This is a genomic window from Chryseobacterium lathyri, from assembly GCF_030812195.1.
Classification (GTDB): Bacteria; Bacteroidota; Bacteroidia; order Flavobacteriales; family Weeksellaceae; genus Chryseobacterium; species Chryseobacterium lathyri_A.
On the sequence record NZ_JAUSSF010000001.1, the window covers coordinates 1517535 to 1529288 of the forward strand.

Annotated in this window: 8 protein-coding genes; 3 read left to right on the top strand and 5 right to left on the bottom strand. The window is 37.1% G+C overall.

Annotated features, from left to right (window positions below; all coding sequences use genetic code 11):
* The first annotated feature begins 24 nt into the window (after positions 1 to 24).
* A complete protein-coding gene (gene rplS / locus J2T03_RS06825) occupies positions 25 to 381 on the top strand; it encodes a 50S ribosomal protein L19 (RefSeq protein ID WP_034704964.1) in 357 nt (118 codons plus the stop codon).
* A 340-nt stretch (positions 382 to 721) separates the two neighbouring features.
* Here rplS and J2T03_RS06830 read toward each other — a convergent pair whose 3' ends face one another.
* From J2T03_RS06830 to rpsA, 4 genes are all read right to left on the bottom strand, one after another.
* Complete coding sequence (locus J2T03_RS06830; RefSeq protein WP_307210225.1) at positions 722 to 1717, bottom strand: alpha/beta fold hydrolase; 996 nt, start codon at positions 1715 to 1717, stop codon at positions 722 to 724.
* An 82-nt stretch (positions 1718 to 1799) separates the two neighbouring features.
* A complete protein-coding gene (locus J2T03_RS06835; RefSeq protein WP_306844687.1) occupies positions 1800 to 2780 on the bottom strand; it encodes an EamA family transporter in 981 nt (326 codons plus the stop codon).
* 123 nt (positions 2781 to 2903) lie between these two features.
* Positions 2904 to 5534: a T9SS-dependent M36 family metallopeptidase gene (locus J2T03_RS06840; protein ID WP_307210227.1), complete on the bottom strand. Its 2631-nt coding sequence runs from the start codon at positions 5532 to 5534 to the stop codon at positions 2904 to 2906.
* 259 nt (positions 5535 to 5793) lie between these two features.
* Positions 5794 to 7584, bottom strand: a complete 1791-nt coding sequence (gene rpsA / locus J2T03_RS06845; RefSeq protein ID WP_116012919.1) for a 30S ribosomal protein S1 — start codon at positions 7582 to 7584, stop codon at positions 5794 to 5796.
* Between the two features lie 277 nt (positions 7585 to 7861).
* On the opposite strand from rpsA, the gene J2T03_RS06850 reads away from it, so the two are divergent.
* Both J2T03_RS06850 and J2T03_RS06855 read left to right on the top strand, forming a co-directional pair.
* On the top strand, positions 7862 to 9130 hold the full coding sequence (locus J2T03_RS06850) for a hypothetical protein (protein ID WP_307210229.1): 1269 nt from the start codon (positions 7862 to 7864) through the stop codon (positions 9128 to 9130).
* Between the two features lie 189 nt (positions 9131 to 9319).
* Positions 9320 to 10627, top strand: coding sequence for a DEAD/DEAH box helicase (locus J2T03_RS06855; protein ID WP_307210231.1), 1308 nt, complete (start codon positions 9320 to 9322; stop codon positions 10625 to 10627).
* A 199-nt stretch (positions 10628 to 10826) separates the two neighbouring features.
* On the opposite strand, the gene J2T03_RS06860 is transcribed toward J2T03_RS06855, so the two are convergent.
* The gene (locus J2T03_RS06860) at positions 10827 to 11720 is read right to left on the bottom strand and encodes an SMP-30/gluconolactonase/LRE family protein (RefSeq protein WP_306844678.1); all 894 of its coding nucleotides are present in this window, start codon (positions 11718 to 11720) and stop codon (positions 10827 to 10829) included.
* Between the last annotated feature and the right edge of the window lie 34 nt (positions 11721 to 11754).

The window sequence follows — 11754 nt, forward strand, 5'->3', positions numbered from 1 at the left end:
CTTTAACATTTTATTTTATTAATAATGGATTTATTAAAGTACGTACAAGACCAGTACATTACTAAAAAAGATTTCCCTGAATTCAAAGCAGGAGACACAATTACTGTGTATTACGAAATTAAAGAAGGACAAAAGACAAGAACTCAGTTCTTCAAAGGTACCGTTATCCAATTAAGAGGTACTGGCGCTACAAAAACATTCACAATCAGAAAAATGAGTGGTGATGTAGGTGTAGAAAGAGTATTCCCTATCAACATGCCTGCACTTCAGAAAATTGAAGTTGATAGAAGAGGTAGAGTTAGAAGATCTAGAATTTATTACTTCAGAGACCTTAGAGGTAAAAAAGCTAGAATCAAGGATGCTGCTTACAAGAAAAAGTAATTCAGACAACAATACATACAAAAAGAGACTATCTATTCAGGTAGTCTCTTTTTATTTTGCTACTTTAAAAGCCTTTTTACAATTAAATTATTGTTCAATTAGTTCTTTTGTCTTGAAACAAAATGAACCAAAAATTCAAGACTGGAATCTTTCGCTAAAAATTAAAACTTACTCCTAAAATTCCCAAAACTCGTGCGGATTTTAGCATTGTTTTTTCGGTTCAATATTTCGTCCGCACCCAGACAGTGGGAATTTTTTAACGCCACAGCTTTCTATGTCAGTTATAAGTTACCTAATAATCAATAAAGCACAACTTAATATTAATCACTTTACTTCAACCTCACTTAATAAACTCATATAAAGCACTAAAAAACTTAGGATAAACTTCTATATGCGGAAGATGTCCTACATTTTCAAGTTCCACTAATTTTGAGCCAGCAATTTCCTGTTGTGTCTTTTTACCCAGTTCCTGATACTGTCCCATTTTGGGCTGAAGATCTTTAGGCGCCCTGTCTTTTCCTATTGCCGTTCTATCCCTTGTTCCGATAATAAGCAATGTAGGTGTTTTGATATTTTTAAATTCATAACAAACGGGCTGATTGTAAATCATATCAGAAGTCAGAGCAGCATCCCAGGCTACCTGCGGATAATCTTTGTGTAATGTCCAGCCGGCTATCAGGTCAAGCCACGGTTGGTATTCATCCTTCCATTTATTATCGTAATAGAATTTCAATTGATAAGCCTTATAAGTTTCAGCCGTATTTTTAAGTTCGGACTGGTATGCCTGATCTATGGTTTGGTAAGCTGCGAAGGTCTTATAATCTTCCAAACCTATGGGATTTTCCAGAATCAGCTTCTGAACCTTTTCAGGATAAAGCAGGGTGAATCTTACCGCAACCATTCCTCCCATGGAGTGTCCCAGCACTATTGTTTTATCGATCTCCAGTTTATCCAATATGGCTTTTGTATTTTCGGCCAGCTGTGAAAAAGAAAACTGATAACTTTGAGGCTTAGAAGATTTCCCGAATCCTATCTGGTCCGGAATAACCACTCTGAAGCCTTTATCTGAAAGATCTTTAGCCGTCTTTTCCCAATAAGCTCCGTTAAAATTCTTTCCATGGAGAAGCAAGATCGTTTTTCCATTAGGCTTCTTGGGCTGTACATCCATATAAGCCATTTTAAGATTATTATTCTGAGACTTTAAATCTATAAAATGAACCTCGTAAGGATATTGATACTCAGACAGCATCGCATCTAAGGGTTTTATCTGCGAAAACATAAAAACCGGTACTGCAGACAACATGATAACCGCCGCTACCTTTCTGAAATATTTCATAGGAAACTTTATTTAAAGTATTAAAATTAAAAAAACCGCTTCAAAAGAAACGGTTTCTGACTATTATTTTTTTATTTAATTTTTAAGAGAACTCTACAGACTTTACTTCATTTCTGGAAGGAAGGTTCATCAGTACAATAGCAAAAAGGATAAGGGTAATTCCCACCCATTGTATCAGTAAGACTTTTTCACCCAGTAGAACGAAAGCCATAGTTACTGAAACCGGTAGCTCAAGTGACGAAACAATGCTTCCCAGCCCAAGGCCTGCATTTGGAAAACCAATGTTGAATAAGATTGGCGGAACAATGGTGCCAAATAAAGCGAGTACAAATCCGTATGTCCAGAATATGGAATAATTAAATGAATGGATGTGTTCTGTATTTTCCGTGAAATTAAGGTATAATGATTTTAATCCGTCAAAATACATAGGCCCGATCTGAGCCAAAAACAGGAATGCAATCACTACGACTGCCCCTCCGCAAAGCATAATGATGCTTTTCCTGAATACAGGAAGATGTGTAGCCAGCGTATTGGATGTAAACATGGTCATTGTATAAGAGGCAGCCGCCATTAAGCCCCAGAAGATCCCGTGCCAGTCGAGCTCAATATCCATATTAATCAGATTGGTAGCCAGTATAGTACCTGCCAGGACAATGATTACAGAAATTACTTTTCTGGCATTGGGCAATTTCTTTGCTATGATACTTTCCACAACAACACTGAACCAGACTGACTGCATAAGCAGCACAATTGCTATGGAAACATTAATATACTGAACTGCAATATAATAGAATAAACTTGTACATCCTAAAGATGTTCCTGCAATCATCAGCATCTTCACTTCTTTGGAACTTGGCGATGAAAGCTTCTGTTTTGATGTGATGGTTTGTATAAAATTCAGGATCAAAAGCCCGATCAAACCCAACAAGAACTGGGAAGTAGTGACTTCTGAAGTGGTATAGCCATCATGATAAGCCATTTTAACAAATGTTGCCAGCATTCCGTATATACTAGCCCCAATACCTACAAACAAAACTCCCTTGAGTATATTTTTCTTCTTCATAATTTTTTTAACAGCCCGCAAAGTTACAATATAATAATGGAAATTACCGGGAACGTCAGGATGATAGATAAATAAAATCGCCGCAAGCAGAGCTTGCGGCGATCCTTATAACTAAAATATAAATTATTTCTTAACGATTACTTTAGAAGATGCTTCGAAACCAAGACCTTTAACTTTTATCATATAAGTTCCATTGGCTAAGTTATTTGTAGAAACCGCCTTTTTGGCATCCGGTGAAATTTTATCTTCTGAAGACACCAATTTTCCGGACATATCATAAATTTCCAGACTTACTTTCCCAATAGTACTGCTTGGGAAACTGATATAAAATTCGTCTTTAGCAGGATTTGGATAGATAGAAATCTTGTTTTCCTTTGCCGATTTTACCTCATCGGTACCCAACACAGCACACTCAGCCGGCAGGGCAAAACTTTCCACCTGATCATTGATGTTGGCCTTAAGCCCTGCTGATGCTCCGGTACCTAAACCTCTTTTTGCAAAAACCTGCCAGATCATACATTTATCCTGTCCCTGGGTGGCTACTTGTTCTGCTGCTAACAGAGCATCTCTACCTTCAATGAAGCTAGGATTACACGCCTGGAGTTTCAGCGCATTCGTAACGAGCTGTAAGACTCTTGAGCTTCCGTTTGTTGTATTGGCCAGTACGTCTGAAGAATAGCCATATTTTGCAACATATTTCCAATGAAGATCCCAAAGCATCGTTGCCCAGATAAACCCAATAGAATGTACATCCGGTACGATATTGCCATTTTGGTTCGTATATTCCATACCATTTGTTCTTCCGTAGGTATAATTGTTGACCGCAAAATCCGGTGAATATTTAGCAGGCCTGATTCCAGAACCCGTAATTGCCTGGCCACCTACATAGGTTCCCATACCTCTGGCCACACCTGCATTATCACCAGCCTTGTTTGTCAGCATCAATGCAAAGAAATCCGACCAGCCTTCTCCCATTTGCTCTTTACTTACATTTGAATTTAAGCATCCATACCCTGTACCTGTCATTCTGTTGGAAATTCCATGACCGTATTCATGAGTAACAATTCCGTTATCAAAACTTCCATCCGGTGTCATGTTCGCTTTTAATGTAACATTTACCGTTGTATTTGCGGAAAGCTGAGTTTTAATGTATTCTCCTTCTGAATAAGTAATAAGTACAGATGGAATAGTAATCGTTGCATCTGTTCCTGACATATTGCTCAAAGTAGCACCATTAGCCTGATTATTATAGATCACAGCAGCAATGGCACCGGCATCCTGAAGGTTTTTTGTCTTAATGGCAAAAGCACATGTTCCTCTTTCCACCAAGCCTATATTTCCTGCTAGTGATCCCGCTGGTAAGGCTGTACAACCGTCCAAAACCGGTGAGAGTTTAACATTTCCAGTTGTTCCGTTTACAGTAAGCGGATTACCAAACTGTGCGGTTCCCGCTCCTGGTGTACGGGAAACAGCTGCTCCCGGTGCATTGTAAAAAAATACTCTTCCTACAGGTGACCAAAGATACATCTGCATTCTTGGGTTATACCCATCCTGAGGTGAAGAGAAGTTGGCATTGTTTGTACCTCCTCCATCCTGTGCTTCAGCATACACAGAGTCATCATCTTCTCCTCCTTTTCCAAAATTATTCTGCTGAAAGTTTCTTGCAGATTCTGTAAATCCAAACTGATAGAAAATATCATGAATTCTATTGTTTAGATAAAATAAATTAGTAATTGAAGTATTCCTGTTGTTTACGGGCAGATCATTAATATTAAAAGAGAAATTAAAATTTCTTGTTGCCCCACCTTCTGCCGGAGTTCCCGGTAAATAATCGGGAGCTATCGTTAGTGCAGTTCCTGCAACATCTTCATATGCAAAAACATTATTTCCTCTTGTAACCGTATAATGTGTAGTTCCATCAGAATGCCATCCTTCAGGAGAGGCATTCAGTATCCAGGGATTACTGATGACTGATCTCGTCCCAAAAGTAGGTGCTTCTATCGGCATAGGAAATACATTATATGATGCATTATCAGGAGCAAATAAAGGAGCGTTGTTTTGTGCTATATTATTCTGAGGACCGATAAGCATATTCTCAAAATGATCAGCATGGTTATGATTTGTATCAGATGCAAATGTTTCAGGGTGGAAATTACATGATAAAGTCAGATTATTTTTCAATAATATCTTTCCATCATTTGCATCCACTAAAATGTTCCAATAATTTGAAGATTTAGGTTCTGCCAGAGTATACTCGTAGGCCAGACGTAAGTTACCATTTTCGTCATTTGTATAAACCAATCTCTGATTTGCTGATGTTGCCCGTTTATTACTTTTCTCAAGATATTCAAGGATTGTAAAATTGGCAATGTCAGGATTCTTTAATTCTTCAGCAATTTTGTGAAGTGCTGTATTCTTATTGATTACAGCATTGACTGATGCAGATGAAGTATAATCCTTTACAAAATTATCTGTATAATAAACAATCTTATTATTCTGAACCAGAGCTGTTCCCACAGAATTGTATACCGGAAGGCCATGATAGGTCTGTAAGAATTTCACAACTTCTCCATTCATTGATTTTGAATGATCAATATTATCAATGATGAAATTGGTAAGGTCATTCTTTTTATATTCCCTGATCTTATTTTGAGAAATATAATCTTTAACCAGCTTCTCGTTATCTTGCGAAAATAAAGTAGAAGGAAACACTGCGAATGCAGCAAACAAAAGAGGTAGAGTTATTTTTTTCATTTTTACTAATAAAGCCGCTAATTTACAAATAATTCACAATTAATATATTTTTTACAAACTATTTCAAAAAAAATAAATATTATATCAAAAAAACTTATCAACAACAAGCTTTTATCATTTTCACAATTAGCTATAGTAAACCTTCTTATAAAAGCTGCACTTATCAGAGATTCAAATTAAATTGGGAGAAAAAAAATCTAAATTATAACAAAAAAGCCGCTCAAATGAGCGGCTTCATATTATCAATGGGGTTCAAGGATTATTTACCTTCTTCCATTTTTCTTTTCAATTCTGCTAATGCATCGATATCTCCAAGAGTTGATCTTTCTTCGTTGTTTGAAGAAGAAGATACGTTTCTAGAAGCAGAGTCTTTCATATTTTTCTTCTCTTCGTCTCTGAAGATTCCAGTATGAGAAACTACTACTCTTTTGAATTCCTTGTTGAATTCGATTACTTTGAACTGAGCATCTTCACCTTTCTTGATTTTAGATCCATCTTCTTTCTCTAATAATCTTGACGGGCAGAAAGCTTCTACTTCAACATCTTCGAACTGTACAGAAGCTCCTTTATCGTGAACTTCTACAGCTTTACCAGCGTGGATAGTACCTTCAGCATATTTAGTTTCGAATTTATCCCAAGGGTTTTCAGTTAACTGCTTGTGACCTAAAGATAATCTTCTAGCCTGGATGTCTAATTCAAGAACGATAACGTTTAATTTATCACCAACTGCACAGAATTCAGATGGGTGCTTGATTTTCTTAGTCCAAGAAAGATCAGAGATATAGATTAATCCGTCGATACCTTCTTCTAACTCTACGAATACACCAAAGTTAGTAAAGTTTCTTACAGTTCCTACATGCTGAGATCCTACCGGATACTTAGCTTCGATATTTTCCCATGGATCTTTAGATAACTGCTTGATACCAAGAGAAATTTTTCTTTCTTCTCTGTCTAGTGTTAATACTTCAGCTTCTACTTCATCACCTACCTTCACGAAGTCTCCTGCAGATCTTAAGTGAGTAGACCAAGACATTTCAGAAACGTGGATTAATCCTTCTACACCTGGAGCAATTTCTACGAATGCACCATAGTCAGCAAGAACTACTACTTTTCCTTTTACTTTATCACCAACTTTCATGTCAGCAGAAAGAGCATCCCAAGGATGAGCTTCTAATTGCTTCATACCTAACTGGATTCTTGTTTTCTCGTCATCAAAATCAAGGATAACAACTTTTACAGTCTGTCCGTCTTCTAGGATTTCAGATGGGTGGTTCACTCTAGACCAAGAAAGGTCTGTAATGTGGATCAATCCATCAACACCTCCTAAGTCGATGAATACACCGTAAGAAGTAATATTCTTAACAGTACCTTCAAGAACCTGACCTTTTTCAAGCTGAGCGATGATTTCTTTTTTCTGACCTTCGATATCTGCTTCGATCAATGCTTTGTGAGATACAACTACGTTTTTGAACTCAGGGTTGATTTTCACAACTTTGAACTCCATAGTTTTACCTACGAACTGATCGTAATCTTTGATTGGCTTAACATCAATCTGAGAACCTGGTAAGAATGCTTCGATTCCGTGTACGTCAACGATCATACCTCCTTTAGTTCTAGACTTAACAAAACCGTTAACGATTTCTCCAGTTTCGTGAAGCTCGTTTACTCTATCCCAAGCTTTAAGCGTTCTTGCTTTTCTGTGAGATAACTGTAACTGTCCAGTTTTGTCTTCTCTTCTGTCTACCATTACTTCAACATCATCACCTACTTTAAGGCCTGGGTTGTAACGGAATTCGTTAAGAGAAATAACACCTTCAGATTTGAAATCGATATCAACGATAGCTTCTTTATCCGTTAATCTCACAACTTTACCAGTGATAACGTCGTTATCATTCAAGCTGCTAAGAGATCCGTTATAGATTTCTTCTAAATCGCTTTTTTCTTTTCTCGCATCTGCGTCTAGACCTGATTCGAATGAATCCCAATCAAATTGTTCCGGTGCTACGTTTTGGTTTAATAAAACCTCTGCTGAATTTGTCTCTTTTGACATTTTCTAATAAAATTTGTATTCCTTCTTTTTTAATGGTTTGAATAAATGTGGATCTAAAAAATACGGAAGTAATTAATTTTTAATAATTTACCTTTCAAACCTTTCACACAAAAAGTGGGTGCAAAGATACAAAATTTTTTAACATTAACAATGTCTTCTTTTCTCTTTGTTATTAGAAATCAGGAGGAATTTAAATCAAATGTAATACATTCATTTTCTGAAGTGTTTTAATAGAAGGGCTTTGTATACCTCAAAGTCGTTAACCAATAAACAAGCTATGCAAAAAACATTTCTTTTAGTTTTAATCGCTTTACTTTCATACAGTATCAATACTGTAAAAGCATGTACTATTTTTTCCTGTTCGAGAGGCGGAGAAACCTTTGCTGCAGCTAATGAAGATGATACGACCCCTTTTACAAGAATCTGGTATACTCCTGCCACAAAAGACCGCTATGGGTCCGTCAGCTTCGGAGCTCCGGATATGCAGGCCGCCGCCGCGATGAATGAGTACGGCCTGTTTTATGATTTTGCGGCAGCGAATTATGACCTGAGTAAACTGATCCCTAAGAACCCCCATAAAGGTGATCTGATGTGGGAAATATTAGGAAAATGCAAAACGGTAAAGGAGGCTATGGTCATCCTTAAGCAATATGATTATGCAATATCTGCTAAAGCTTTATTAGCAGACAGGGACGGTAATTCTATCGTGATCACTCCCACAGGTATCATAGAAAAAACCGGCGATTTTCAGGTCAACTCAAACTGTAATATGATCAATGGAAAACTTTCATGCAGAAGACCCGACATTGCCAACGAAATGCTTTCCGGCTCTAAGGAAAATAACATAGATTTTTTAAAAAATATCTTAGACAAAACCCATCAGGAAGGAGAATTAAACACTTTGTATTCTACTATCTGTGATCTCAAAAAAGGAATTATTTATGTCTATCTTTTTCATGATTACACTAATGCATATAAAATTGACTTAAAATCTGAACTTAAAAAAGGGCACCGCATAGAAAATCTTGCTGATCATTTTCCATCTTCATTTGCCTACGAAAACTTTTCCAAAAACCATTCCTTGTATCTTAAAGAATCCATTTTTCAGGAAATACAGGATAAAGGTATAGAAACCACAATCGACCGTTATATTGCAGAAAGCCAGAAAGCAGATCCGAAAAATAAAAACCTGGATCCGGCTTTGTTAGAGGTGGCTTTGCAGCTCATTAAATATTCCTGGAATGAACATAATAATGGGGCCATGTGGTATTATTGGTTCAGCAAGCCTAACGGATATGACATCAGACAGTATAAAGATACCCGGCTCACTTCCGCTGAAAAACTTTTAAAATATCTGTCAGCCAAAGAAGAAAAGGATCTCAAACTCCGTAATTTCATGTACGAAATATCTGGTTTTATTAATTTCACCCAAGGAAATAAAAGTCTGGCGAAAGAGTTTTATGAGAAGTCCATAGCTAATGCTGAAGAAACTTATCCCGTGACTTTATTAAGGGGGAAAGAGATGTTGCGCAGGTTGCCCAGATAGATTCAAGAACCAAGATGCTGGATATCATATTTAGACTGGGCTTAAGTTTAGACTTAGAAAGCTATTGAGCCATTTCTTTAAACTCTCACTGCAGTTAACTTTAAAAACTCTTTTCACTCTCATACTCGTATCCCGAAACTCAAAACTCCCCCACTCAAACTTGCCCTCTAAATTCATTATCTTTGCAGAATGGAATTAGAATCAATTTATCAAAAACTGCAGATTCAGGACATGAATCAGATGCAGAAATCTACATATAAAACTACTGAAAACAATACGGATGTTGTGTTACTGTCTCCTACAGGTTCAGGGAAAACACTTGCTTTTTTGTTTCCTGTCCTACGAAACCTTAAAAAGGATGTTTCAGGAATTCAGGCATTGATTTTAGTTCCGGCAAGAGAACTGGCATTGCAGATTGAGCAGGTTTTTAAATCAATGGGAACAGATTTTAAAGTTTCTGTGTGCTACGGCGGGCATGATAAAAAAATTGAGGTCAATAATTTAATTGAAGCTCCGGCAGTTCTCATCGGCACTCCGGGAAGGATCGCTTATCATTTAAGGAATAACAATTTTGATCCTAAAACAATCAAGACTTTAGTTCTGGATGAATTTGACAAAGCTTTGGAACTGGGCTTTCATGAAGATATGGAATATATTTCAGGTTCACTGAAAGGCCTTTCACAAAGAATTTTAACCTCAGCAACGGCAATGGATGAAATTCCGAAGTTTACAGGATTAAAAAATGAAAAGATCATTGACTTTCTTAAGTTAAACGAAGTAAAGCCGGATATCCAGTTACGAAAAGTAATGACCATTTCCGAAGAAAAACTGGATACTCTTTTTAATCTGATATGCAAAATAGGAAATAAAAGAACACTGATCTTCTGTAATCACCGTGAAGCTGTAGACCGTATTTCAGAGCTTTTAAGGGAAAAAGGAATCGACAGGGAAACTTTCCATGGCGGTATGGAGCAGGATGAAAGAGAGCGTGCCCTTTTGAAATTCCGGAATGATTCTGCAAGGATTTTAATCACTACAGACCTGGCTTCCCGTGGCCTTGATGTTCCGGAAGTGGAATCTATTGTACATTACCAGCTTCCTCCGAAGGAAGATGCTTTTATTCACAGAAACGGCCGTACAGCAAGAATGAATGCCAAAGGTTTTGCTTACCTGATCATGACCGAAGATGAGAATTTCCCGTTCATTAAAAACAATACACCGGAAGAGAGTGTAAACGGTTTTAATAAAGTTCCGGAGAAAACTCCTTTCCAGACCATTTATATCAGTGCCGGAAAAAAGGATAAAGTGAATAAAGTGGATATCGTAGGCTATCTTATTAAAAAAGGAGAACTGCAGAAAGAGGATATTGGCATCATTGAAGTAAAAGACACCACTTCTTATGTCGCGGTTTCCAGAAATAAAGTGGCTGCTGTCCTGAGAAAACTAAGCACCGAAAAACTGAAAGGTAAAAAAGTAAAAATGGAGGTTGCGTATTAGCCATTCAGCTATTATAAAGCCTTAAGAAATATAGTAAGAGAAGCCTGATTTGGGCTTCTCTTATTTTTTTACACTGTCATTGCGAACCGTAGGTGAAGCAATCTCAAAAAAGAGTTACAGAAATGGATTCTTTCTTTAAAACTCCTACAAACCGTACAGATATGATTAGAGATTTGTCACCATGCTCCTTGCAATGACACTATTTCACTCCCTTGACTTTAATTGGCAGCGTATAAACAGATTTTGAAGCCGTGATAAACAAGATATCATTATTTTCACCTCCAAAAGTTACATTGGAAGTCCAGTCTTCTTCAATAGGAATATGATAAAGTTTCTTCCCGTGACGATTGAAAATATGAACTCCTTTACCGGTTAAATAAAGGTTTCCATGCTTATCCAGTGTCATCCCGTCTGAGCCCATTTCGCAGAACAGCTTTTTTTCAGATAGCTTTCCTTCACCAAGAATGTCATAAACGTAGGTTTTCCCGGCATCAATATCTGAAACATAAAGCTTTTTAAACATTTCACTTCCTACAATCCCGTTGGGCTGCACAAAGGTTTCCAGCTTAATAGTTTGCCCGTCTTTGGTCCGGTAATAAAGGCTTTTATGAGGAATTTCCTGTTTAAAATCTACCCAGTAATCCCTTTCATACAAAGGATCCGTAAAATACATTCCACCAGATGAATCATTCCAGACATCGTTAGGTCCGTTCAGTCTTTTTCCCTGAAAACCTTTCAGGATCACCTCTACTTTTTTATCTTTTGAGATTTTCCAGATTTCACCCTGATCATCTGAACATGTTATAAGGTTTCCATCCTTATCGAAATGAGTCCCGTTTGCTCGGCCTGTTTTTCCTAAAAACTCTATGATCTTATTGGTTTTCCAGTCCCAATAGTAGATCTTGTCGTTGGGCTGATCAGTGAAATAAACATTTCCATGTTGATCCGAAGACGGGCCTTCTGTAAAACTGAATTGATCCGAAACCTTCTCAGGCTGTACACCTTCATAAAACATTTTGTTATAATTTACTGATTGACAGTTTATCAATGCGAAAACCAAACCAATTATACTTATACTACCTATCTTTTTCATTCCTCATAGATTTAAAAACTGCAAGTTACAATAT